Origin of the sequence: Microbacterium daqui (assembly GCF_050408675.1) — a bacterium.
Taxonomy (GTDB): Bacteria; Actinomycetota; Actinomycetes; order Actinomycetales; family Microbacteriaceae; genus Microbacterium.
Genome location: NZ_JBNTKF010000006.1, coordinates 61,214 through 84,451, shown reverse-complemented (window position 1 = coordinate 84,451; position 23,238 = coordinate 61,214). Strand labels below are relative to the sequence as shown.

General features: G+C 64.6%; 22 protein-coding genes. 19 read left to right on the top strand and 3 right to left on the bottom strand.

What is annotated here, in order from left to right; genetic code table 11:
• Positions 1–8: 8 nt before the first annotated feature.
• The 10 genes from ACQUSY_RS05725 to dapF all read left to right on the top strand — a co-directional run bounded on the left by ACQUSY_RS05725 (position 9) and on the right by dapF (position 10,457).
• The gene (locus ACQUSY_RS05725; RefSeq protein WP_428903544.1) at positions 9–2,828 is read left to right on the top strand and encodes a DNA translocase FtsK; all 2,820 of its coding nucleotides are present in this window, start codon (positions 9–11) and stop codon (positions 2,826–2,828) included.
• Positions 2,828–3,412 carry a CDP-diacylglycerol--glycerol-3-phosphate 3-phosphatidyltransferase gene (gene pgsA / locus ACQUSY_RS05720; protein WP_428903543.1) on the top strand — a complete coding sequence of 195 codons (585 nt, stop codon included), beginning with the start codon at positions 2,828–2,830 and terminating at the stop codon, positions 3,410–3,412. Before ACQUSY_RS05725 ends, pgsA begins: the two co-directional genes overlap by 1 nt.
• A complete protein-coding gene (locus tag ACQUSY_RS05715) occupies positions 3,399–3,878 on the top strand; it encodes a CinA family protein (protein WP_428903542.1) in 480 nt (159 codons plus the stop codon). Before pgsA ends, ACQUSY_RS05715 begins: the two co-directional genes overlap by 14 nt.
• A gap of 233 nt (positions 3,879–4,111) precedes the next feature.
• Positions 4,112–4,438 carry a helix-turn-helix domain-containing protein gene (locus ACQUSY_RS05710; protein WP_147825790.1) on the top strand — a complete coding sequence of 109 codons (327 nt, stop codon included), beginning with the start codon at positions 4,112–4,114 and terminating at the stop codon, positions 4,436–4,438.
• 6 nt (positions 4,439–4,444) lie between these two features.
• Complete coding sequence (locus ACQUSY_RS05705; RefSeq protein ID WP_428903541.1) at positions 4,445–4,666, top strand: DUF3046 domain-containing protein; 222 nt, start codon at positions 4,445–4,447, stop codon at positions 4,664–4,666.
• A 280-nt stretch (positions 4,667–4,946) separates the two neighbouring features.
• Positions 4,947–5,987 (top strand): recombinase RecA, encoded by a 1,041-nt coding sequence (recA, locus tag ACQUSY_RS05700; protein WP_428903540.1) that lies wholly within the window; start codon positions 4,947–4,949, stop codon positions 5,985–5,987.
• A complete protein-coding gene (locus tag ACQUSY_RS05695; RefSeq protein ID WP_428903539.1) occupies positions 5,984–7,003 on the top strand; it encodes a regulatory protein RecX in 1,020 nt (339 codons plus the stop codon). Before recA ends, ACQUSY_RS05695 begins: the two co-directional genes overlap by 4 nt.
• A 66-nt stretch (positions 7,004–7,069) precedes the next feature.
• Positions 7,070–8,626, top strand: coding sequence for a tRNA (N6-isopentenyl adenosine(37)-C2)-methylthiotransferase MiaB (miaB, locus tag ACQUSY_RS05690; RefSeq protein ID WP_428903538.1), 1,557 nt, complete (start codon positions 7,070–7,072; stop codon positions 8,624–8,626).
• The gene (gene miaA / locus ACQUSY_RS05685) at positions 8,623–9,540 is read left to right on the top strand and encodes a tRNA (adenosine(37)-N6)-dimethylallyltransferase MiaA (RefSeq protein ID WP_428903537.1); all 918 of its coding nucleotides are present in this window, start codon (positions 8,623–8,625) and stop codon (positions 9,538–9,540) included. The genes miaB and miaA overlap by 4 nt, the downstream gene beginning before the upstream one ends.
• Positions 9,541–9,578: 38 nt before the next feature.
• A complete protein-coding gene (gene dapF / locus ACQUSY_RS05680; protein WP_428903536.1) occupies positions 9,579–10,457 on the top strand; it encodes a diaminopimelate epimerase in 879 nt (292 codons plus the stop codon).
• A gap of 41 nt (positions 10,458–10,498) precedes the next feature.
• Here the strand turns inward: dapF and ACQUSY_RS05675 are convergent, their stop codons facing one another.
• Entirely contained in the window at positions 10,499–11,140 is a 642-nt protein-coding gene (locus ACQUSY_RS05675) for a class I SAM-dependent methyltransferase (protein ID WP_428903535.1), read from the bottom strand.
• A gap of 135 nt (positions 11,141–11,275) precedes the next feature.
• Here ACQUSY_RS05675 and hflX point away from each other — a divergent pair, with 135 nt between their 5' ends.
• Entirely contained in the window at positions 11,276–12,799 is a 1,524-nt protein-coding gene (gene hflX, locus ACQUSY_RS05670; RefSeq protein WP_428903626.1) for a GTPase HflX, read from the top strand.
• Complete coding sequence (gene yczE / locus ACQUSY_RS05665; protein ID WP_428903534.1) at positions 12,799–13,473, top strand: membrane protein YczE; 675 nt, start codon at positions 12,799–12,801, stop codon at positions 13,471–13,473. Before hflX ends, yczE begins: the two co-directional genes overlap by 1 nt.
• On the opposite strand, the gene ACQUSY_RS05660 is transcribed toward yczE, so the two are convergent.
• On the bottom strand, positions 13,466–15,340 hold the full coding sequence (locus tag ACQUSY_RS05660; protein WP_428903533.1) for a S9 family peptidase: 1,875 nt from the start codon (positions 15,338–15,340) through the stop codon (positions 13,466–13,468). The two genes, yczE and ACQUSY_RS05660, sit on opposite strands and share 8 nt — an antisense overlap.
• 151 nt (positions 15,341–15,491) lie before the next feature.
• Here ACQUSY_RS05660 and ACQUSY_RS05655 point away from each other — a divergent pair, with 151 nt between their 5' ends.
• The 3 genes from ACQUSY_RS05655 to ACQUSY_RS05645 all read left to right on the top strand — a co-directional run bounded on the left by ACQUSY_RS05655 (position 15,492) and on the right by ACQUSY_RS05645 (position 19,417).
• A complete protein-coding gene (locus ACQUSY_RS05655; protein WP_428903532.1) occupies positions 15,492–16,436 on the top strand; it encodes a methylenetetrahydrofolate reductase in 945 nt (314 codons plus the stop codon).
• Positions 16,433–18,748, top strand: coding sequence for a 5-methyltetrahydropteroyltriglutamate--homocysteine S-methyltransferase (gene metE, locus ACQUSY_RS05650; RefSeq protein ID WP_428903531.1), 2,316 nt, complete (start codon positions 16,433–16,435; stop codon positions 18,746–18,748). The genes ACQUSY_RS05655 and metE overlap by 4 nt, the downstream gene beginning before the upstream one ends.
• 153 nt (positions 18,749–18,901) lie before the next feature.
• Entirely contained in the window at positions 18,902–19,417 is a 516-nt protein-coding gene (locus ACQUSY_RS05645; RefSeq protein ID WP_428903530.1) for a nuclear transport factor 2 family protein, read from the top strand.
• Between the two features lie 34 nt (positions 19,418–19,451).
• Here the strand turns inward: ACQUSY_RS05645 and lexA are convergent, their stop codons facing one another.
• Positions 19,452–20,147, bottom strand: a complete 696-nt coding sequence (gene lexA, locus ACQUSY_RS05640) for a transcriptional repressor LexA (RefSeq protein ID WP_428903529.1) — start codon at positions 20,145–20,147, stop codon at positions 19,452–19,454.
• A gap of 243 nt (positions 20,148–20,390) precedes the next feature.
• On the opposite strand from lexA, the gene ACQUSY_RS05635 reads away from it, so the two are divergent.
• The 4 genes from ACQUSY_RS05635 (at position 20,391) to hisH (ending at position 23,218) form a co-directional block, all read left to right on the top strand.
• The gene (locus tag ACQUSY_RS05635; RefSeq protein WP_428903528.1) at positions 20,391–20,795 is read left to right on the top strand and encodes a LysM peptidoglycan-binding domain-containing protein; all 405 of its coding nucleotides are present in this window, start codon (positions 20,391–20,393) and stop codon (positions 20,793–20,795) included.
• A 139-nt stretch (positions 20,796–20,934) separates the two neighbouring features.
• Entirely contained in the window at positions 20,935–21,966 is a 1,032-nt protein-coding gene (locus tag ACQUSY_RS05630; protein ID WP_428903625.1) for a histidinol-phosphate transaminase, read from the top strand.
• Positions 21,967–21,968: 2 nt separating this feature from the next.
• The gene (gene hisB / locus ACQUSY_RS05625; RefSeq protein WP_428903527.1) at positions 21,969–22,574 is read left to right on the top strand and encodes an imidazoleglycerol-phosphate dehydratase HisB; all 606 of its coding nucleotides are present in this window, start codon (positions 21,969–21,971) and stop codon (positions 22,572–22,574) included.
• The gene (gene hisH, locus ACQUSY_RS05620) at positions 22,571–23,218 is read left to right on the top strand and encodes an imidazole glycerol phosphate synthase subunit HisH (protein ID WP_428903526.1); all 648 of its coding nucleotides are present in this window, start codon (positions 22,571–22,573) and stop codon (positions 23,216–23,218) included. Before hisB ends, hisH begins: the two co-directional genes overlap by 4 nt.
• Positions 23,219–23,238: the final 20 nt, after the last annotated feature.

Genomic DNA, 23,238 nt, shown 5'->3' with positions numbered 1-23,238 from the left:
GTGGAGGCATGGCCAGGACGAACAGCCAAGCCGCGAAATCTGACGCGCCCGCAAAGGGCACGTCGTCGCGCGCAAAAAAGGTACAACCCGCACCCAAGAACTACGTCGATGAGCCGGTGAAGCCGGCAGCGTCGACGCGCGCATTCACGGGTCTCGCACACGGGGTTGGCGGCATGTTCCGGGCCTTCGGCCCGGAGTCACTGGAGAAAGATCAGCGCCGCGATGGCCTGCCTTTCCTGCTCGTGTTGCTGGCGATCGCCGGCGCCGTCAACGAGTGGTTCTTCATCGGCAACGATGTTGCCGCCACGATCAGCGCCTACTCGTTCGGCGGTCTGATCGGTCGCGTTGCCTTCGTCTTCCCGGTCATGCTCATTCTTCTGGCCGGCTGGCTTTTCCGTCACCCATCGTCCGTTCACGACAACGGGCGCATCGGTATTGGGTTCGGTATTTTCACCCTGGCGCTGGCAGCCTTCTGCCACATCGCTGGCGGCAAGCCGCAACCGACGCTGTCGGAGACAGCGGCCGCAGACGCCGTACAGGGCATGCCCGCGCTGAGCGCGGCTGGTGGCCTATTCGGCTGGATGCTGGGTCAGCCGCTCTCGTTGCTGACCGACGTGGTCGCCTACATTCTGTTGTCGCTACTGACCGTGTTGAGCGTGCTGATCCTCACGAAGACCCCGCCGAACCGTATTCCGCAGCGCGTGGGTGACCTGTACGCATGGTTGTTTGGTGAGGACCGTCAGGAGAAGGGCGAGAGCGCCGGCCCGACCTTCCGCGATACCGAAGACGAAGCGGCCAAGGGTGACGAGAGCGTGCCCTGGTGGCGTCGCAATAAGTCGGGCCGCGAAGAAGCCGACGACTCTGGTCTCGACTCCGACGCGCTCACCGCGCTCCTTGATCCTTCGAAGGACGACGGGAGCTTCGAGCAGGCCGTGACGAAGGCGACCCCCGCCGCACCCACGCCGACAATTTCTCCCGATGCCGCCACGCAGGTTCTCACTGACCTGCGCAACGCCGCAGACTTCTCCACGAAGACCGCCGCCACGTCGATCAAGGACGACCTTGATCAAAATGAGACGGCCACCGATCTGCCGGGTCTGTCCGGATTCGGAACCGATGGGCCGGGCGAGCGCGGAATGGGTTCGCCCGTTGCGCCGTACACGTTGCCCAGCGACTCCGCGCTGAAGGAGGGCGCGCCGGGCGTTGCCCACTCGGCAGCGAACGATGCTGTCGTCGCGGCCGTCACGGGTGTGTTCGAGCAGTTTGGTGTTGACGCGAAGGTCACCGGATTCTCCCGTGGCCCGACAGTTACGCAGTACGAGGTTGAGGTCGGCCACGGCGTTAAGGTCGAGCGCATCACCGCGCTCACGAACAACATCGCCTACGCCGTCGCCTCGAACGAAGTGCGCATCCTGGCGCCCATCCCGGGCAAGAGCGCCATCGGTATTGAGATCCCGAACACCGACCGCGAGATCGTCACCCTCGGTGACATCCTGCGCTCGGACGCGGCGAAGAAGAGCACGCACCCGATGACGATTGGTGTCGGTAAAGACGTTGGTGGCGGCTACGTTGTCGCAAACCTTGCGAAGATGCCTCACCTTCTCGTTGCCGGTTCGACCGGTTCCGGTAAGTCCAGCTTCGTGAACTCGATGATCACGAGCCTGCTGATGCGCTCCAAGCCGAGTGAAGTTCGCATGGTGCTCATCGACCCGAAGCGCGTTGAACTCACGTCGTACACCGGTGTTCCGCACCTCATCACGCCCATCATCACGAACCCCAAGAAGGCCGCAGAAGCGCTGCAATGGGTCGTGAAAGAGATGGACATGCGTTACGACGACCTCGCGTCGTTCGGCTTCCGTCACATCGACGACTTCAACAAGGCCGTCGTTGCCGGCGAGATCGAGGTGCCGGCTGGCAGCGAGCGCGTACTCAAGCCGTACCCGTACCTCCTCGTCGTCGTCGACGAGCTCGCCGACCTCATGATGGTCGCCCCGCGCGACGTTGAAGATTCGATCGTGCGCATCACGCAGCTCGCTCGTGCGTCGGGTATCCACCTCGTGCTCGCAACCCAGCGACCGTCTGTCGACGTCGTAACGGGTCTCATCAAGGCCAACGTGCCGTCACGTCTCGCGTTTGCCGTGACGAGCGTCACCGACTCCCGCGTTATTCTCGACCAGCCCGGCGCTGACCGCCTCATTGGTCAGGGTGACGGCCTCTTCCTGCCGATGGGCGCTTCCAAGGCTCTCCGTGTGCAGGGCGCCTGGGTCAGCGAGTCGGAGATTGAGAAGGTCGTCAAGCACGTCACCGGCCAGGCCCGCCCTGAGTACCGCGCTGACGTTGAGCAGGTTGCTGAGAAGAAGGAAGTTGACGCCGACATCGGTGACGACCTCGAACTGCTTCTGGCCGCGGCCGAGCTCATTGTTTCGAGCCAGTTCGGGTCGACCTCGATGCTGCAGCGCAAGCTGCGTGTCGGCTTCGCCAAGGCCGGTCGCCTCATGGATCTGCTCGAGTCGCGCGAAATTGTCGGCCCGTCCGAAGGATCCAAGGCGCGCGATGTGCTGGTGACGACGGAACAATTGCCGTCGGTTCTCGCCCGCTTGCGTGGCGAGGAGCCGCCGTCGGCAGCCCCTGCTGCGCCTGTCGCACCCGTTGACCCGGTGGCGCCCGCATTGGCGGCTGCACCCATGGTTCCGGCCCCGCAGCCTGCCTATGATGAGTCCGACCGCTACGGCGAAGACGCGATCGCGGCACAGTACGACGGTCTTCCGGTGGTGGAGAGCGATGACGATGGCGACGAAGACGCCTGGAACCTGACAGGACGCGACTAATGGCTGTACCCCGGCAACTGCCCAACGCGATCACCATCGTCCGCATTCTGTGCGCACCGGTGTTCTTCTGGATGCTGCTCGCCGATGGCGGGCGCGACGAGACGCTGCGCTGGGCCGCCGCGATTCTGTTCATCGTCGCGATCGCGACGGACGGCATCGACGGCTACTTGGCACGCAAGCACAACATCGTCACTGACCTGGGTAAGCTGCTTGATCCGATTGCCGACAAGGCGCTCACCGGACTCGCGTTTGTGGGCCTGTCGATTCTTGCCGAACTGCCGTGGTGGATCACGATTCTCGTGCTCGTACGCGAGATCGGCATCACGATCATGAGACTCGCGGTAGCGTCGGATCACGTTGTCGCCGCTGCCTGGATGGGCAAGGTCAAGACGGTGGCGCAGGCGCTGGCGCTGTCGCTCGCGCTGCTGCCGCTGTGGAATGTCGTCGGCGACTGGATTCACATCGTTAACGCTGTGACGATGACGATCGCCGTCGTATTGACCGTGGTCAGCGGCATTGACATCGTCGCCGCCGACCTTCGCGGCCGGCGCGCTCAACGTGGCAAGGGTCATGACAACGCCTGAACAGGTTCTTGCCGAGTGCGCCCGCCGAGGGTACTCGTTGGCGACAGCAGAGTCGTTGACGGGCGGGTTGCTGGCAGACGCGTTCGTGTCGGTTCCCGGTGCTTCAGCCGTCTACCTGGGTGGGGTCGTGTCATATGCGACCAGCGTCAAGGAGACGGTACTCGGCGTTGACGGCGACCTGCTCGCACGCAAGGGTGCCGTCGACCCGGATGTTGCCCTGCAGATGGCGCGCGGTGTACGCGCGGCGGTCGGTGTGAGCGGGCCAGCAGATGTGGGCGTGGCGACGACCGGAGTAGCGGGCCCGGACCCCGCCGACGGGCAGCCCGTGGGTACCGTCTACGTGGCGGTCTCCACCCCAGAAACCGAGCTCGTGGTTCCGCTTCTCCTCGCAGGAACCCGCGCAGAGATTCGCGCCGCCAGCGTTGGCGAAGCGGTCACGGCAGTGGGTCGTGCACTCGGGCTTTGACGAGTAATCTCACGTGCAGAGAAGATGGCGCGGTTTCGTGCCAGCGGGAGCTGATTTCGTGCGGTGACGAGCCGTATTCAGCGAATACATAGGGTTCTGGGGAATGAACCTCGGCCATTCGCGGTTGTTCTGAGGGAATCGAGTAATACGCTCGATGAAACCGGTTCGAATCGTTAGCGTTCGTAAGGTACTGTTGACCACCCAGCTAGGGTGTTCACTTGGAGGAGGACGAAATGATCTTGGTACGTCAGGAAATTGGCGACGTGCTTCGCGACCTCCGCCAGCAAAAGGGACAAACCCTTCGTCAGGTTGCGAGCCGCGCAAGTGTTGCGCTGGGCTACCTGAGCGAGGTCGAGCGCGGTCAGAAAGAAGCGTCCAGCGAAATTCTCGCCGCCGTTGCTGAAGCGCTCGATGTTCCGATCTCTGTCGTGATGCGTGAGGTGGGGGATCGCATCGCCGTTCTGGAGGGTCTGACGACCTTCGAGACGGTCAGCTCCTTCCCGGACACTGTTCCCGACGAGCTGGTGGCTGCTGTCGAGCCTGAGCTGTCGCTGCACTAAGCCTTAATGCGCCGTAGCGAGTTCTTGCGTGCCGTCGACGGTGAGTTCGGTGGGCGGGCATTGACGATGCTGGAAGATCTGCATCTTCCTGGCATCGGGATGACGCCTAACGCCGCACTTGCTGCCGGTGTGCCACCGCGAGAGATTTGGCTGGCGCTGTGCGCTGAGGCCGATGTTCCGCAAAGCCGGTGGCACGGCGCCGGGCGCATCGACCGCGCGCGTCGGTAATGCAAAATCTCCGGCCGATTTTTCGGCCGGAGATTTTTCTTTTTCGAAACTTTCTCCGGCGTGTCCTCGAATATCCGTTCTAGTTGGGCGTAGGCTCCTTCACAACGGTTGATGAGCGCGCTTTTCTCCACGGTTTGACCCTTGACATGAGCAATGTCGGAGGCCCGGCGTAGTGTCAGCGTCATCACCAACCGACGCCTTGTCGAAGGTACGCCCCGCACACGTGGGGCGGCGCGACAGCCTATAGGCGACAGAGAACGCGAGCACTAAGGAGCACGTCATGCCATCACCCGCAGACCGCGAAAAAGCACTAGAAACAGCCCTTGCCCAGATCGACCGTCAGTTCGGTAAGGGTTCCGTTATGCGCCTCGGCAGCGACGAGCGCGCACCCGTTGCAACGATCCCGACCGGGTCGATTGCCCTCGACGTTGCGCTCGGCATTGGCGGGCTTCCGCGCGGCCGCATCATCGAGATCTACGGCCCCGAGTCTTCCGGTAAGACGACCCTGACCCTGCATGCTATCGCCAACGCTCAGCGTGCCGGCGGTATTGCCGCGTTCATTGACGCTGAGCACGCGCTTGACCCCGAGTACGCAAAGAAGCTGGGCGTTGACATTGACGCGCTTCTCGTTTCGCAGCCCGACACGGGTGAGCAGGCGCTGGAGATTGCCGACATGCTGGTACGCTCGGGTGCCATTGACCTGATCGTCATCGACTCCGTGGCTGCCCTCGTGCCGCGCGCTGAAATCGAAGGTGAAATGGGTGACTCGCACGTCGGTCTCCAAGCTCGCCTCATGTCGCAGGCGCTGCGTAAGCTCACCGGTGGCCTCAACCAGACCAACACCACGATGATCTTCATCAACCAGCTGCGCGAAAAGATCGGTGTGTTCTTCGGTTCACCAGAGACCACCGCCGGCGGTAAGGCGCTGAAGTTCTACGCGTCGGTTCGTTTGGACATTCGTCGTATCGAGACGCTGAAAGACGGCTCGGAGGCCGTCGGTAACCGCACCCGCGTCAAGGTCGTGAAGAACAAGATGGCTCCGCCCTTCAAGCAGGCTGAGTTCGACATCCTCTACGGCGTCGGTATTTCGCGCGAAGGTAGCCTGATCGACTTCGGTGTCGAACACGCCATCGTCAAGAAGTCGGGTGCTTGGTACACGTACGACGGTGAGCAGCTGGGTCAGGGCAAGGAAAATGCCCGTAACTTCCTGCTCAAGAACCCTGACACGGCTAACGAGATCGAAAAGAAGATTCTCGGCAAGCTTGGCATCGGCGGCGCCGTCGCCGAAGAAGCAGCTACCGAGGAGCGTCGCTCGGCATGAATCGTGAAGTGAATCACGGAGGCGACGAGCTCGCTCCTGTGATTCCGATCTTCGGGCGGCGTGACGACAACCCCGCGCCGCCCGAAGACGTCACGCCTGCGTCCAATACAGCGAGGCCCGACAACTCCTGGGTACACGACGAGAACCCGGTTGAATCAACCGACGCCGACGGCTGGTGGGTTGATCCGGAACAGACTCCTCTCCGGCCGCTGTCATCGGCACCATCGGCGGGCGTTGCTGACGATGAGGCGGGTTCACGTCGCCGTCATCCGACATCGGCACCCACCACGTTGCCATCGGCCACGCGTCGCAAGAAGCCCACCCTGATGCGTGCGTCTGAGCTCCAGAAGCCCGAGGGGGAGCGACGTACGGAGTCGCTGCCCGACGTGCCCACTGGATCGTCCGAAGCGCGGGAGGAACGCACGGGGCGCGGCACGTGTGCCCGCACCGGCGGGCCGCACGCAGACGCGCCGCGCTCGCGACCGCGATTGCGTGTTGTCGAGAGCGTCGACGACGAAGCACCCGAGGCTTCGCCCCAAGAGCATCGAGAACAGGCCGAGGCTGCGCTGCTGAAGAAGCTCCGAGGCAAGGGGCTTTCGATCTCCGAGGCGCGCTCGTACCTTCGCGGGCTCAGTTTCCCCGACGATGTTCAGAACGACATCGTCGATGCGTTCGTTGCGCGCCGCTACCTCGACGACGCGGTGTTGGCAGAGCAGATCGTGTACGCCGGGTCGACCCGCAAGGGCCAGGGTCGCCGGGCGATCGCGCTGGCGTTGTCCCAACGCGGTATCGATCGCGACGTGGCCGACGCTGCCATGGCTGAGCTTCCCGATGACGACGACGAACGCGCGCTGGAATATGCCCGCACGAAAGCGAACAGCCTGTCGCGCCTCGAACCCGACGTGGCGCTGCGACGCCTCATGGGGCAACTTGCGCGTCGCGGATTCTCCGGAAGTGTTGCACGAGACGCAGCGCAACAAGCGCTTCGCGAGGTTGACCGCCCGCGGTTCCGCTAGCGAGGGCGGCGGCGACTCACGGCAAGAGGCCTGGGTGCGTCAACGGGAACGTAGAATGGCACCATCATGTCTTCACCCTCCAACGCCCCGACGCTGATCGAGCCGTCGCCCGCCGCGCTCCGCCCCGACGGTACGCAGCGCACCTATGAAGTGCGCACCCTCGGCTGCCAGATGAACGTTCACGACTCTGAGCGTCTCTCCGGATCCCTGGAAAGCGCCGGTTACCTTCCCGCCGAGCTTGGCGAAGAAGCTGACGTCATCGTGATCAACACGTGCGCCGTACGCGAGAACGCTGCCGGCAAGCTGTACGGCACGCTCGGCCACCTCGCGTCGGTCAAGCGCCGCAAGGAGGGCATGCAGATCGCTGTCGGCGGCTGCATGGCGCAGATGGACAAGCAAGCCGTCATCGACAAGGCTCCCTACGTCGACGTGGTCTTCGGAACCCACAACCTGGGCTCGCTCCCGGGTCTACTCGAGCGCGCACGTCACAACGACGAGGCGCAGCTCGAGATTCTGGAGTCGCTCGAGATCTTCCCCTCGACGTTGCCCACGAAGCGTGACTCAGTTTCCAGCGGTTGGGTTTCGATCTCCGTCGGCTGCAACAACACGTGCACCTTCTGCATCGTGCCGTCGCTTCGCGGCAAGGAGAAAGACCGTCGCCCTGGCGACATCCTCAACGAGATCAAGATGCTCGTCGATGATGGCGCCGTTGAGGTCACCCTGCTCGGCCAGAACGTGAACTCCTACGGCGTTGAGTTTGGCGACCGCCAGGCATTCAGCAAGCTCCTGCGTGCAGCTGGCGAGATTGAGGGGCTCGAACGCATCCGCTTCACGAGCCCCCACCCGGCAGCATTCACCGACGACGTCATCGACGCGATGGCTGAGACTCCTGCCGTTATGCCGTCCCTACACATGCCGCTGCAGTCGGGCTCTGACACGGTGCTCAAGGCGATGCGCCGCTCGTACCGCTCCGCTAAGTTCCTCGGCATTCTCGACCGCGTGCGCGAGAAGATGCCGAACGCCGCGATCACGACCGACATCATCGTTGGCTTCCCGGGCGAGACCGAAAAAGACTTCCTCGAGACCATGCGGGTCGTCGAAGAGTCGCGCTTCGCGAGCGCCTTCACGTTCCAGTACTCCATCCGCGAGGGCACACCCGCAGCGACGATGGAGAACCAGGTGCCGAAGGAGGTCGTGCAGGAGCGCTACAACCGCCTCCTCGCCCTCCAGGAGCGCGTCGGCAATGAAGAGGCGCAGAAGCAGGTCGGCCGCGAGGTTGAGGTGCTCGTGGGTGCCAGCGAGGGTCGTAAAGACTCCGCAACCCATCGCCTCTCTGGTCGCGCCGAAGACAACCGCCTCGTGCACTTCTCCGTGCCCGAAGGTTCCGCGGTTCCGCGCCCCGGCGACGTCGTCACCGTGACCATCACGCGTGGTGCCCCGCACTACCTGGTCGCTGACGTGGCTGACGGTGAGAAGCTGCGCATTCGCCGCACGCGTGCTGGCGATGCGTGGGATCGTTCGCAGGCAGAGTCCTGTGGCGTGCCCGCACCAGCAACGTCCGTTGGCGACGACGGCAAGCGCATCGTTGGCCTCGGCCTGCCGGTGTTGCGCCCGCAGGCGTGACGAGTTCACCGCGGCTGATCGCCGTCGTCGGTGCCACCGGTACCGGCAAGAGCGATCTCGCCCTCGACCTCGCTGACGAATTCGCGCGCCGCGGCGAGACCGCTGAGGTCGTTGGCTCCGACGCGATGCAGCTGTACCGCGGTATGGACATCGGAACCGCGAAGCTGCCGGTTGAGGAGCGCCGCGGCATCCCGCACCACATGCTCGATGTGCTCGACCCGGCTGAAGACGCCGCCGTCGCGTGGTACCAGGGAGAAGCTCGTGCTGCCGTCGAAGCCATCCAGGCACGCGGCAATATCGCGATTCTTGCCGGTGGTTCCGGCCTCTACGTCTCCAGCGTGCTTTTCGACTTTCAGTTTCCGCCGCGCGACGAAGAGCTTCGCGCGCGCCTTGAGGCTGAGCTGATCGAGCATGGCCCCGGCGCGATGTTCCAGCGCATTGCCGAAAAAGACCCGGAGACCGCGGCACGCATCGACCCGCACAACGGTCGTCGCCTGGTGCGCGCGCTCGAGGTACTGGAGCTTGGCAAAGACACCCACAAAGCAGCGCTCCCCGAAAAACCCATCGACTGGCAGCCGCACCGCATCATCGCGACCGGCATCCCACGCGATGAGCTCGTGGTGCGCCTCGACGCGCGCGTTGACCGCATGTGGGAGCAGGGCATGGCCGCCGAGGTTGAAGACCTCCGGGGGCACGGGCTGGAAGACGGAACCACGGCACCGCGGGCGATTGGATACGCGCAGGCGCTGGCCCAGTTGCGCGGCGAGATGACCGAGGCCGAGGCGATCGCTGAAACGCAAGCGCTCACGCGCCGCTACGCGCGCCGCCAAGTGTCATGGTTCCGTCGCTACAAGCACGCGCAGTGGATTGACGCCCGCGAGACGACCGCAGCTGACCTGCTCGCGACGCCGTAATCGTGCGACGGCATCGAGAGCGTCAATAGACTGGACTCATGCCTCAGATCGCGTTTACCAAAGGCCACGGTACCGGCAACGACTTCGTCATCATCGCTGACCCCGATGGCGAACTCGACCTGACCGACGACCAGGTCGCCGCACTCTGCGACCGCCACTTTGGTATCGGTGCTGACGGGTTGTTGCGCGTCGTGCGCTCCGCCGCGATCGCCGAGGGAGCCGCGATTCTCGCGGAAGACCCCGCCGCGGAGTGGTTTATGGACTACCGCAACGCCGACGGCTCGAAGGCCGAAATGTGCGGCAACGGCACCCGCGTTTTCGCGAAGTACCTGTTGGACTCGGGCCTCGCCACGATCGAGCCGGGTTCCACGTTGCCGATCGGCACCCGTGCCGGCATCAAAGACCTGACGCGCTCGGCACAGGGGTTCCAGGTCGACCTCGGCCGGTGGAAGCTCGAGGCCGCCGAACCTCTCGTGCGAACGCGGGGCCTGGCCGTCGCGCGCCCCGGCCTCAGCCTGAACCTCGGCAACCCGCACGTTGTCGTGGCTCTCGCCTCGCACGCCGAGCTCGATGACCTCGACCTCGCAGTCATCCCGCATCTCGACCCGGCACCCGCAGCCGGCGCGAACGTTGAGTTTGTCGTTCCGGAAGACCCCATGATCGTCGACGGCGTCGGCCACATCCGCATGCGCGTGTTTGAGCGCGGCGTAGGGGAGACGCTGTCATGCGGCACAGGCATCGCCGCCGCGGCGCTTGCTGTACGGCACTGGGCGGGCCCGCACGCACCTCACAATTGGCGCGTCGAAGCTCCGGGCGGTGTTGTGGGCGTGCGGATGTTTCCGACCGAAGAGGGCGAACACGTCGGGCTGTCTGGCCCCGCAGCGCTGGTGTTTAGCGGAACCATTTCACTCGCGTAGAGGCACGTCGCGGCGCCCGCCCAAAGGCGGAACTTGACGGCCTACGCGAGGTCGAGGGTATCGGTGCTCGGGGAGCCGTGCTTGCGCACGCGCAGCACGCGGTAGCCCTTGCTTGTCGCGTGACGCGACGTCGTGAAGGTCGAATCGAGCGTCGCGTCAAGCCAGCGCTGGAGCGAGTCTGAGCCGAGGTTGCGGGCAACGACGAGCCACGCGTCACTACGCTCATCCAGGCGCGGCAACCACCGGCGCAGGAGGCTGTGCAGTTCGTCCTTGCCGACACGAATCGGTGGGTTCGACCAGATCGTGCGAAACACGATGTCGTCGGGAACCTCATCGGGCTTGCAAACGCGCACGTTGTCGAGGCCCAGCGATTCGGCGTTCTGGCGCGTGAGATCGAGCGAACGCTCGTTGACATCGACAGCCCAGACGGTTGCGTGCGGCGATGCCATCGCGAGGCTCAGCGTGATCGGACCCCAGCCGCAACCAATGTCGAGCAGATTTCCGCCGGGGGCGGGCGTGGGCACGTTATTGAGCAGCACGGCGGTGCCCGCATCCAACCGCTCGGGAGAGAAGGTTCCGCCCGCCGTGGTCAGCTCCACGGCACGGCCCTGCAGCGTCACGTGAATGGTGCGCGGGGTGTACGAGCTGGACGGTGTGGCACTGAAATAGTGATCACTGCTCATGAGGGTCAAGACTATCGGAGCAGAGGCCTTCATGGAGGGTTAGGCTTGACTGAACCGCGTAGGCGGTGCGAGAGGACGATTACCCTGCCCAGCGACAACGAATTCCCCGACGACGCCCGTTCCCGCGATGACGCGATGAACGACGCCGCAACCAATGCGCCCGGCGACGTCAACGGTGACGGCATTGACCCCGTCGAGCGGGTTCTGGCTCACGCCGAACGCCGCACCACAACGCGGGTGTTTGGTGCTGCCCAGGCTCTGCAAGACGACGCAACGGCCGGTCACGGCTCGACAGATGGTGAGCAGTGGGATCTGGAGGCGCGTCACGCGCTGCGCCGTGTTCCGGGCCTCTCAACCGAACTCGAAGACGTCACCGAGGTCGAGTACCGCCAGCTGCGTCTGGAAAACGTCGTGCTCATCGGTGTGTACCCGCAGGGCGCGCAGATTGACGCCGAAAACTCGCTGCGCGAACTGAGCGCGCTCGCCGAAACCGCCGGCGCCATCGTGCTCGATGGTCTGCTGCAGCGCCGCCCGCACCCCGATCCCGCCACCTACATCGGTCGCGGTAAGGCGCAAGAACTTCGCGACATCGTGGCGGCGCTCGGCGCTGACACCGTGATCGCCGACTCCGAACTCGCACCGAGCCAACGCCGTGCCCTGGAAGACGTCGTCAAGGTCAAGGTCATCGACCGCACCACCGTCATCCTCGACATCTTCAGCCAGCACGCCAAGAGCCGTGAGGGTAAGGCGCAGGTCGAGCTCGCGCAGCTCGAATACCTGCTGCCGCGCCTGCGCGGTTGGGGTGACTCGATGAGCCGCCAGGCCGGTGGCCAGGTCGGTGCCGGTGGTGCCGGTATGGGGTCGCGTGGTCCCGGTGAAACCAAGATCGAACTTGACCGCCGTCGCATCCGCACGCGCATGGCGCAACTGCGTCAGCAGATCCGCGACTTTGCTCCTGCCCGTGAAGCGAAGCGTGCTGAGCGCAAGCGCCACACGATTCCCTCCGTAGCGATCGCCGGATACACCAACGCCGGCAAGTCGAGTCTGCTGAACCGCCTCACCGAGGCCGGCGTGCTGGTCGAAAATGCGCTGTTCGCAACGCTGGACGCGACCACGCGCCGCACCGAGACCGCCGACGGCCGCGTCTTTACGCTGACGGACACGGTCGGCTTCGTACGCAACCTGCCCCACCAGCTGGTTGAAGCGTTCCGCTCCACCCTCGAAGAGGTCGCCGGAGCCGACGTCATCTTGCACGTCGTTGACGCGGCGCACCCGGATCCGGGGAGCCAGCTGCAGACCGTGCGTGATGTCATGGCCGACGTTGGGGCCCGTGACGCCCGGGAAATCGTGGTGTTCAACAAGGCCGACCTCGTCGATGACGACACCCGCCTTGTATTGCGCGGCCTGCAACCCGACTCGTACTTCGTGTCGAGCCGCACGGGCGAAGGCATCGCCGAACTGCGAGCCGCTGTCGAAGACGCCCTCCCGGTTCCGGCTGTCGAAGTCCACGCCCTCATTCCGTACGACCGTGGCTCGCTCGTCTCGCAAATCCACGAAAGCGGCCTGCTCATTTCGTCGGAACACGAGGCCGAAGGCACCCGCGTGCACGCCCGTGTCGGCGAACGGCTCGCTGCTGAGCTTCAGCAGTACGCCGTCTGATGTGGTGGAAGTTCTTCCTTCCCGCCAACACGTCAGGCCGGAAGGACACGATTGACCGCTGGGTGCAGCTCATTGTTGGGCTCGCGCTCTACGGCTTCGCGCTGGCCCTCATGGTGCGCGCCCACATCGGCGTCGCGCCGTGGGATGTGCTGAGCTTCGGCCTCATCGAAAACTTCGACCTCACGTATGGCATTGCCACCGTCGTGATTTCGGTGGTCGTGCTGCTGCTGTGGTTTCCGCTGCGGCAACGTTTCGGCATCGGCACCCTGATGAACGGCCTCACCGTCGGACTGTGGGCCGACCTCGCGCTCATGTTTGTGCCGAAAACCGACGAACTGTGGCTCCGATGCGTGTACTTCGCCGTGGGCCTCGTGATCCTCGCATTCGCGACGGTGCTCTACATCGACGCCGACTTCGGCCCGGGCCCGCGCGACGGCCTGATGACAGGCCTCGTGCGCGTCACGAAGCAACCGGTGTGGCTTGTGCGCACGGTACTCGAAGGTAGCGTGCTGATCCTCGGTTGGGCGCTCATCGGCTGGGGATTCGGAACCACGGTGGGCGTGGGCACGCTGATCTTTGCGTTTGGCGTCGGGCCGCTGATTCAGCTCTTCTTGCCGCCCGTGACACGGTGGCGGGCGCGCCGATCGGCACGCCTCGCTGATCCCGCTAACTGAGCGCGAGCGGCGGCACGTCGGTCTCGAACCCGAACACGGTGGCCAACAGCCCCAGCTCGGCCTCGAGCGACGCGATCAGCGTCTCGGGCTTACGGAACCCGTGGCCCTCACCGTCGAACAGCACGTACGCATGTGGCACGCTGTTTGCGGCGAGAGCGTCGCGGATCGCCTCGGCTTGGCTCTGCGGAACCACGGGGTCGTCACTGCCCTGTTCCAGCAATACCGGGCTGGAGATTTTCGCCGCGTGGGTCAGCGGTGAGCGCTCGACGTACAGGTCGTTGGCTTCGGGGAGGGGCCCGATGAGGCCATCGAAGTACCGTGATTCAAACTCGCCGTCATCGCTCGCAAGAGCGCGGGCATCGGTCACGGGGTAGCGGGCGATGCCCGCCGCAAACCGGTCGCTGCGCGCGAGGGCGTTGAGCACGGTCCAGCCGCCAGCTGAGCCGCCACGCACCGCGATACGCTCCGGATCGACACGGCCCGAGGCCGCGAGAGCGTCGGCCGCAGCAATCACGTCATCAACATCAACAACGCCCCACTGGCCGCGCAGACGCTCACGGTAGGCGCGGCCGTAGCCGGTTGAGCCGCCATAGTTCACTTCGCACACGGCGATGCCGCGGCTGGTGAAGTACGTGATCGTCGGCGATAGCGCAGGGGAGGTGTGGTCGGTCGGGCCGCCGTGCACCATGATCATGACCGGCGGCAGCTTACCCGCCTCCGGCTCAGAGGTCGGGTTCACGGGCGCGTAAAAGAACGCGTGCACGTCGCCGTGTGGGCCTTCCAGCTTCATCGGCTCGGCCTGTGGCAACACCGAGGCATCCCACGTTGTCACGCCGCCAGCAATCGGCCGCAGCACCGCCGCATCATCGACGTCGAGCAGCCACACCCCACCCGGCACCGCCTCGCCAGCCCCGCTCACCAGCACCCTGGTTCCGTCGACGTCTTCGACCATCACTCCTGAAGACAACGGCGTCACAATCTCACGCTCACCATCGGGGGTGATCAGCACGAGGCGGTCGCGGCCGTCGGTACGCACCGCGAGCACGCGACCGTCATCGAGAAGACGGAACCACGACAGCCCCTGCACCCACAGGGCGCCGCCGGTGTCGGCATCGACGGGCGCGACGGGCAAGGAAGAAGCGGAACCAGCGGGCGTTGCGCGGAGGTTCCACCGGCCGGTGCGGTCATCGGCAAAGAACAGGTCGCCGCGGGTACTCCACTGGGGCTGCACGCCTGCACCCTCGGAAACAGAAAATGGGTGGTTCTCGGTGATCAGCGAGCGTACGTAAACGTTGGCACGATCCCACGGCATGTCGGGGTGGTTCCAGCCCACCCATGCGAGGTTCGCGGCGTCGGGGCTCAGCGCCGGCTGGGCCACGAAGTCGGTACCCGAGGCGAGGCTCATGACGGAGTCATTGAGGTCGCCACGCGTCGCGATCGTCACGATGTCGCGATCGATGCCCGCTGGCAAGCGTCGCTCTCGCACCGCTAGCAGCAGACCGGCGCTCATCGTGAGGCCGCCGTACGTCGCCGTTTCGTCAACCGGGGTGAGGGGGCGTGGCTCGGTGCCTGGTGTCAATGCCCAGACGCGCTGGTCACTCGCTTCAACGAAATACACCGTGCCATCAGCGCCCGCGCTCCACGCGCCGCCGCCATACATGTGTAGTCGAGAACGCACGTTCCATGGTTCCGGCAACAATGGTTCCGCTGTTCCCTCCCGAAACACCGTCATTCGCCCGGCCACGGACTGTGCCCAGAACGCCTCACCGTTGACGAAACGGGCACCGTCGAAGCGAGCGGAACCCGCGGCTGCGTCAGCGGCTGAAATGGGTGAAGGCCAGGAGCCGTAGGGGAGTGAACGTGCCATACATCGAGGCTATCCGGTGCTTGTGTCACGGGGCGGCGAAATATTTCGTCATCGTGAAACACATTTCGTCACCCACGATTGTGGGCCTCGAAACGCTCGGTCGTAGCGTTGTGCCCACGACGTCCGTATCGACCCTGGAAGGAGACGCACAATGGCTGAAGAAATCGCAACGGTTCCGTTCTCCTTCGAGCTGTACCCGCCCCGCACCGACACGTCGGTGCAGGCGCTTCACCGCACCATTGATGAGCTGGCCGCCGTCGCGCCGCAGTTCATTTCGGTGACGTATGGGGCTGGCGGATCCTCCGGTGGGCGCTCCCTCGAAGTACTCAAGTACATCCGCGAGCACACGAACGTTGACCCGCTCGCGCACCTCACGTGCGTCGGCAACACCTACGCGGGTGCCACGACGCTCATTCGCGAGTTTCTGGACGCCGGCATCACCTCGTTCTTGGCCCTTCGCGGCGACCCGCCAGCAGGCACGCGGGAAGAAGACATTAATCTCGGTGACCTGGAGAGCTCGGCGCAGCTCGTGCAGCTGATCGACCGCGTTCAGGCTGAGCGCGTGCCGTTTCGGGTGAGCGAAGTTCCTGGCATTCCCGGTGCCGGTCGCGTTGACCGCCGCAGCCGCGTACGTATTGCGGTCGCTGCCTTCCCGAACGGCCACCCGCGCTCGCGCCACGCGAGCGAACACATCGACGCGCTGCTCGCGAAGCAGGCTGCCGGTGCAACGCTCGCGATTACGCAGCTGTTCTTCCACGCCGACGCGTATCTCGCTTTCGTTGAACGTGCGCGGCAGGCCGGTGTCACGATCCCGATTTTGCCCGGCATCATGCCGATCACAAACCCGGCACGGCTCAACCGCGTGCTCGAGCTGAGCGGTGAAGAGCTACCCAGCGAGCTTGCCATCGCGCTCGAAATCGAGCCGACCACCGAGGGCCAGCGCGAACTCGGTATCGAGTATGCCGCCAACCTCGCTCGAGAGGTCGCTGATGGCGGCGCTCCCGGCATTCACCTTTACGCCTTTAACAACCACGACACGGTTCTCGCGGTGCTTCGCGAAGCCGGAATCCTCATCCAAAAGGAGAACGTACGATGACTTTCCCCGCAGGAACCATCCTCGGCTACCCGCGCATCGGGCGTCAGCGTGAGCTGAAGCGTGCCGTGGAGTCGCACTGGGCTGGCAAGACCACCGCGGCTGAGCTTGAGGCGACGGCTGCGTCGCTGCGCGAAGTAACCCGCAACCGCCTGGCCGAGCTGGGCCTCGGCAAGGACGACTCGTCGATTCCTGAGTCGTTCTCCTACTACGACCAGGTTCTCGACATCGCCGTCACCCTGGGCGCCCTGCCGGCTCGCTTCGCACACTTGCGCCAGGCAGACGGCTCGTACGGCCTCGACGCGCTGTTCACCGCCGCACGCGGTGAGGGCGAGCGTGCGCCGCTCGAAATGACCAAATGGTTTGACACCAACTACCACTACCTGGTTCCGGAAATCGACGAGAACACCGCGTTCTCGCTCTCCAGCAGCCGTTTCGTTGACCAGGTCGCGGAGGCACGCGCAGCGGGCTTCACGACGCGTCCGGTTATCGTCGGACCCGTGACGTTCTTGGCGCTCGCGAAGGCGACCGACGAGGCTGCCGAAGGCTTCTCACCGTTGTCGCGCCTGCAGGACGTGCTGCCGGTCTACGTCGAGCTTCTGGCCGCACTCAAGGCCGCTGGTGCTGAGTGGGTCCAGCTCGACGAGCCCGCGCTCGTCAGCGAGAGCTTGCCGTATGGAGCCGCTGAGCTGGCCGAGGCCGCTCGCGTCGCCTACGACGTGCTCGCCGGTGCGGCTGACCGCCCGCAGATTCTCGTCGCTGCTGGCTACGCGCAGCTGTCGCCCGAAGCGTGGACCGTGCTTGCTGGCTCCGCTGTCGACGGCATCGCTATCGACCTGCGCCGTGGTTCCGTCCCCGCGCCCGCCGCGGGCCTTGAGAACAAGGTTCTCGTCGGTGGCGTGATTGACGGTCGCAACATTTGGCGCGGCGACCTCGCCGGTGCTTTTGACAAGCTCGGTGAGTTGGCGTCGCTGGGTGCCGCGCAGGTGGCTGCCGGAACCACGACGTCGCTGCAGCACGTTCCGCACGACGTTGCTGACGAGACGCAGCTTGACGCGCGCCTGGTGTCGTGGCTCGCGTTTGCCGACCAGAAGGTTGCGCAGATCGTGACGCTCGCGAAGGGCCTGGCTGAGGGTCGCGACGCGATCGCAGCCGAGCTTGACGCCGCAACGGCAGCGCTCGCTGACCGTGCATCGGCACCCGGCGTTCGTGTTGACGCTGTGCGTGCTCGCACCGGTGCGCTGCAGGCTGACGACTTTGTGCGTGGTAACGAAGACGAGCGCGTCGCCGCGCAAGACGCGTCGCTCAACCTGCCGGTGCTGCCGACGACGACGATCGGTTCGTTCCCGCAGACCGGCGAGATTCGTAAGGCTCGCGCCGCTCACGCTCGCGGCGAGATCGATGATGCGGCCTACGACGAGTTCTTGAAGGCTGAGATCGCCCGCGTGATCGACCTGCAGCACGACCTCGACATTGACGTGCTCGTGCACGGCGAGGCTGAGCGCAACGACATGGTGCAGTACTTCGCTGAACTGCTCGATGGCTTCGCCGTCACGCAGAACGGTTGGGTGCAGTCCTACGGTTCGCGTGCGACGCGTCCGTCACTGCTGTGGGGCGACGTTTCACGCCCCGCGCCGATGACGGTGCGCTGGGCTGAGTATGCGCAGTCGCTGAGCAAGAAGCACGTCAAGGGCATGCTGACGGGCCCCGTCACGATCCTGGCCTGGTCGTTCGTGCGCGACGACCAGCCGCTGGCTGAGACCGCCAACCAGGTTGGTCTCGCGCTGCGCGACGAAATCGCTGACCTCGAGAACGCCGGCATCGCGATCATCCAGGTCGACGAGCCCGCCCTGCGCGAACTGCTGCCGCTCAAGGTTGCTGACCAGGCTGCCTACCTCGACTGGTCGGTCGGATCGTTCCGCCTGTCGACGGCTGCCGTTGCTGACGCGACCCAGATCCACACGCACCTCTGCTACTCGGAGTTCGGTGTTGTGATCGACGCGATCACGGCCCTCGACGCCGATGTCACCTCGATCGAGGCTGCCCGCAGCCGCGGCGACGTTATCGACGACATCCGCGACGCTGGCTTCCCGCACGGAGTCGGCCCCGGCGTATGGGACATCCACTCGCCGCGCGTGCCGTCGGTCGACGAGCAGGAGTCCATCCTGCAGCGCGCCGCTGACGCCCTCCCGCACAAGCTCATTTGGGCTAACCCGGACTGCGGCCTCAAGACCCGTGGCTACGACGAGACCGTCGAATCGCTGCGGAACCTCGTGGCAGCAACCAAGAACGTGCGCGAGAAGATCGGCGCGTAACGCTTCTGAATTCGGGCCCGCCTCACTCATGCGTGGGGCGGGCCCTTTTTGTGTTGCCGTTGTCTCTGGTGCTGCCGATCTCGGGAGCTGCGACGTGGTTCCGGAACCATGGGGTGCGGGGATGACACTGGCAACCGCGCATAAGATGCGCGTATGGATGCTGATGCCGCGTTGCGCGGGCTCATGACCGTCATCGACGAACACCGGTGGTCGGCGATGGCGGATTTTCTTCATCGCGACTTCGAGTGTGAGCTTGTTCACACCGGTGAGACGTTTGACCGTGACGGCTGGATTCGAATGAACGCGGAGTATCCCGATTTTGATCGTCTGCAGATCGTCGAACTCGTTGGTGACTCGGACCGCGCAGCGTGTCGCTCACACGTCACATCCAAGAATGCGAGCGGTACCCAGCATTTCGAATGCGCGAGCTTCGCTCAGGTGCAGGAGGGGCTCATCATCCGGCTGACGGAGGTCTGGACAGACGTCAACCAAGTCGCGCCGCCAGGAGCGCGGCCCGCCGGCCNCTCAGGTGCAGGAGGGGCTCATCATCCGGCTGACGGAGGTCTGGACAGACGTCAACCAAGTCGCGCCGCCAGGAGCGCGGCCCGCCGGCCCGTAGCCGTGCCGCTTGGCCTGGGCAACGGCAAAGCGGCCTGCGCTTACCGGTGAACGGTGGGCGCAGGCCGCTGGATATGTCTGTGGGTTAGACGGCGCGAAGCACAGCTACAACCTTGCCGAGGATCGTGGACTCGTCGCCCAGGATTGGCTCGAAAGCGCTGTTGCGGGGGAGAAGCCACGTGTGGCCATCGCGGCGACGCAGGACCTTGACGGTGGCCTCCTCGTTGAGCATCGCCGCAACGATGTCGCCGTTCTCGGCGTCGCTCTGCACACGCACGACCACCCAGTCGCCGTCGCAGATTGCCGCGTCGATCATCGACTCGCCACTCACCTTGAGCATGAACAGTTCACCCTTGCCGACGAGCTGACGGGGCAGCGGGAAGATCTCTTCAACCTGCTGCTCTGCAGTGATCGGAATGCCAGCAGCGATCTGGCCAACGAGCGGAACCAGAGCGGCGTCGCCGACGGAAGGCGCGGCATCTGCCGGGTTTTCGGTGGCGATGCCCGGGATGTCGATCAAGACTTCCATCGCACGGGTCTTGCCGGGGTCGCGGCGCAGGTAGCCACTGAGCTCAAGCTGGCCCAGCTGGTGCGTGACGCTACTCAGTGACTTGAGGTTCACGGCGTCACCAATCTCACGCATGCTCGGCGGGTAGCCGTTGCGTGCGATCGACCGTTGGATGACCTCAAGAATGGCCATCTGCTTGTCGCTGAGGCTCTTTCGACGACGCGTACGCGGGGCCTCGCTGCCCGTGCCGCTCACGTTCTCTTGCGCGCTCATTGCGTTCTCCTTTGCCACCCAACGACCAATGTCGGAGGTTGATGATGTGCTTTCGCTATCGAAACCGTATCCGACTTTTCGGATAAAGAAAGACTTTTGTTCGAGTGTGTCGAAACATTCTTTTGAAACTGATTCGAAAAATAAGTTGACATGTTCGAACCTAGAACATAGATTCGGAACGTAGCTTCGCTTCCGGCCCTCCCGGCCGAGAGCCGGAGGCGAAGCACACCACAAGGAGGAATCATGAGCACCATCAGCATCCAAGCCACTGCTCGTCCGGCTCGCGTCGTTTTGACGCCTCGTGTCGGTGCCGCAGCCGGTGGTTCCGCGGTCACGACGCGCCTTCGCATCACCGATCGTGGTCGCCGCGTCCTCGCCACTCTGGTCGCTCTCCCCGTGGTTATCGCTGCCGCGGTCGCCGTGTTGAGCGGCGGTTCCGCTCTCGCTTCACTTTATGAGGGCACGCCGGCAACATTCGAAACCATCAACGTGATGCCCGGTGACTCGCTGTGGTCAATCGCCGGAAAGGTCGCCCCGCAGGCCGACCCGCGCGATGTTATTGACGGCATCATCTCGCTGAACGCGCTGCCGTCGTCGGCGATTGAGCCGGGTCAGACTCTCGCGATCCCTGCCGAGTTCACGGAGTAGCCCGAGCGCACGTGGCGACGAAAGTGAGACTGTGCGTAATGTTCGAGTTCTCGGTTTCGACGGCCACGCCCTACCGACCTACCATGGGGGAGTGACGATCTCCTTCAGTGATCTGCCCATCCGCGACGAGTTTCGCGGGATGACTCCGTACGGCGCCCCGCAGGCGCCGCTACCGGTCGCACTGAACGTTAATGAGAACACTCATCCGATTCCGGATGACGTGGCCGCAGACATTGTCGAATCACTTTCTCTCGCTGTGCATGACCTCAACCGATACCCCGACCGCGAGTTCACGCTGCTGCGCGAGGCATTCGCCGGGTATTTGGGGCACGGCTTGACGGCCAGCCAGATCTGGGCGGCCAATGGTTCCAACGAGGTTCTGCAACACATCCTGCAGGCGTTCGCGGGCCCCGGCCGTGCGGTGATGAGCTTTGCTCCGACGTACTCGATGTATCCGCTACTGGCGCGTGCGACCGGAGCCAGCTGGTTCGCTGGCGAGCGCGGAGCCGATTTCGAGCTGACAGCGGCGTCTGCCGTCGCCCAGGTCGACGAGGTAAAGCCCGACGTCATTCTGCTGTGCGCCCCCAATAACCCGACCGGCACGCCGCTGACACTCGACGTCATCGAGGCTGTCTACGAGGCCACCGATGGCATCGTTGTTGTCGATGAGGCGTACTTCGAATTCGCTCCGCATGAAGCGCCGAGCGCACTCACGCTCCTCGAGGGTCGCCCGCGACTCGTGGTGTCGCGCACGATGAGCAAGGCCTTCGCGTTCGCCGGCGCACGCGTCGGGTACCTCGCCGCAGACCCAGCGTTTATCGACGGCCTGCGCCTCGTGCGCTTGCCCTACCACCTGAGCGCGCTCACTCAGGTGGCAGCTCTCGCAGCCCTGCGGCACGCCGACACGATGCTGGCCACCGTCGACGACATTGTCGAGCAGCGCGACCGTATCTCGGCAACGCTGTCCGCCCTGGGCTATCGCCCGTACGAATCGTGGACCAACTTTGTGCTGTTCGGCGGCGTCGCCGACCCGCAGGCCACCTTCCAAGCCCTCTATGAGCGCGGCATTCTGATCCGCGACGTTGGTATCCCCGGTCACATGCGTGTGTCAGCCGGTACCGAAGAAGAAACCACCGCGTTCCTTGATGCCCTCGCCTCGCTAGGATTCTGAGTATGACCGCCCCGCGTATTGCCTCTCGCCGCCGCTCGACGAGCGAGTCCACCATTGAGCTCGAACTGAACCTTGATGGCACCGGTCAGAGCTCGATCGACACCAGCGTGCCGTTCTTCGATCACATGCTCACCGCCTTCGCGAAGCACTCGCTCACCGACCTCACGGTGAAGGCCACCGGTGACACCCACATCGATGCGCACCACACGGTCGAAGACACCGCCATCGTGCTGGGTCAGGCCATTCGCGAAGCACTCGGCGACAAAGCTGGCATTTCTCGCTACGGCGACGCCCTGGTTCCGCTCGACGAAGCTCTCGCGCAGGCCGTCGTAGACATCTCGGGTCGTCCGTTCCTGGTGCACACGGGTGAGCCCGCCGGCTTCGAGTTCCACCTCATCGGTGGCCACTTCACCGGTTCGCTCGTGCGCCACGTTTTTGAAGCCATCACGCTGAACGCCGGTCTCACCGTGCACGTCAACGTGAAGGGTGGTCGTGACCCGCACCACATCGCCGAGGCAGAGTTCAAGGCCTTCGCGCGTGCATTCCGCCAGGCCAAGGCTCTGGACCCGCTGGTCGCGGGCATTCCCAGCACAAAGGGTGCACTGTGACCCGTCCGATCGTCGCGGTGCTCGACTACGGGTCGGGCAACGTTCACTCTGCCGTGAAGGCACTCGACGCGGCCGGAGCCGACGCGCGCCTCACGAAAGACAAGAAGCTGGTCATGGAGGCCCACGGCCTCGTCGTGCCCGGCGTCGGTGCCTTTGCCGCCGTCATGGGGGCGTTGCGAGCCGAGCGTTCAGAAGAGTTGATCGACCGTCGCCTGGCTGGTGGCCGTCACGTGCTCGGCATTTGCGTCGGCATGCAGGTCATGTTTGAACGCGGCGTCGAGCGCGGCGTCGGCGCTGAGGGCCTGGGGGAGTGGCCCGGTGTCGTGCGCGAGATTGAAGCCCCCGTTCTGCCCCACATGGGGTGGAACACGGTTGAGGTCGGCGAGGGCAGCACGCTGTTCCGCGGTATCGAAAACGAGCGGTTCTACTTTGTGCACTCCAACGCCGCACAAGACTGGTCGCTTGAGGTCATGCCGCCGTTCCCGCAGCCCAGCGTGACCTGGGCGACACACCACTCGCGTTTCATCGCGGCCGTTGAGAATGGGCCGCTTTCGGCGACCCAATTTCACCCGGAGAAGTCCGGCGAAGCCGGCATCACACTGTTGAAGAATTGGATCGGCACGCTGGGCGGGGCTACGCTCTAACTTCTGTGCCCTTTGCACGA

Coding starts and splice junctions, on each gene's coding strand:
- pgsA (WP_428903543.1), top strand. CDS start 2,828: ATGGCTGTACCCCGGCAACTGCCCAACGCGATCACCATCGTCCGCATT.
- ACQUSY_RS05630 (WP_428903625.1), top strand. CDS start 20,935: ATGACTCCGTACGGCGCCCCGCAGGCGCCGCTACCGGTCGCACTGAAC.
- ACQUSY_RS05655 (WP_428903532.1), top strand. CDS start 15,492: ATGGCTGAAGAAATCGCAACGGTTCCGTTCTCCTTCGAGCTGTACCCG.
- miaB (WP_428903538.1), top strand. CDS start 7,070: ATGTCTTCACCCTCCAACGCCCCGACGCTGATCGAGCCGTCGCCCGCC.
- ACQUSY_RS05660 (WP_428903533.1), bottom strand. CDS start 15,340: ATGGCACGTTCACTCCCCTACGGCTCCTGGCCTTCACCCATTTCAGCC.
- recA (WP_428903540.1), top strand. CDS start 4,947: ATGCCATCACCCGCAGACCGCGAAAAAGCACTAGAAACAGCCCTTGCC.
- ACQUSY_RS05705 (WP_428903541.1), top strand. CDS start 4,445: ATGCGCCGTAGCGAGTTCTTGCGTGCCGTCGACGGTGAGTTCGGTGGG.
- ACQUSY_RS05715 (WP_428903542.1), top strand. CDS start 3,399: ATGACAACGCCTGAACAGGTTCTTGCCGAGTGCGCCCGCCGAGGGTAC.
- hflX (WP_428903626.1), top strand. CDS start 11,276: ATGAACGACGCCGCAACCAATGCGCCCGGCGACGTCAACGGTGACGGC.
- hisB (WP_428903527.1), top strand. CDS start 21,969: ATGACCGCCCCGCGTATTGCCTCTCGCCGCCGCTCGACGAGCGAGTCC.
- ACQUSY_RS05725 (WP_428903544.1), top strand. CDS start 9: ATGGCCAGGACGAACAGCCAAGCCGCGAAATCTGACGCGCCCGCAAAG.
- lexA (WP_428903529.1), bottom strand. CDS start 20,147: ATGAGCGCGCAAGAGAACGTGAGCGGCACGGGCAGCGAGGCCCCGCGT.
- metE (WP_428903531.1), top strand. CDS start 16,433: ATGACTTTCCCCGCAGGAACCATCCTCGGCTACCCGCGCATCGGGCGT.
- dapF (WP_428903536.1), top strand. CDS start 9,579: ATGCCTCAGATCGCGTTTACCAAAGGCCACGGTACCGGCAACGACTTC.
- ACQUSY_RS05635 (WP_428903528.1), top strand. CDS start 20,391: ATGAGCACCATCAGCATCCAAGCCACTGCTCGTCCGGCTCGCGTCGTT.
- ACQUSY_RS05710 (WP_147825790.1), top strand. CDS start 4,112: ATGATCTTGGTACGTCAGGAAATTGGCGACGTGCTTCGCGACCTCCGC.
- ACQUSY_RS05695 (WP_428903539.1), top strand. CDS start 5,984: ATGAATCGTGAAGTGAATCACGGAGGCGACGAGCTCGCTCCTGTGATT.
- yczE (WP_428903534.1), top strand. CDS start 12,799: ATGTGGTGGAAGTTCTTCCTTCCCGCCAACACGTCAGGCCGGAAGGAC.
- ACQUSY_RS05675 (WP_428903535.1), bottom strand. CDS start 11,140: ATGAGCAGTGATCACTATTTCAGTGCCACACCGTCCAGCTCGTACACC.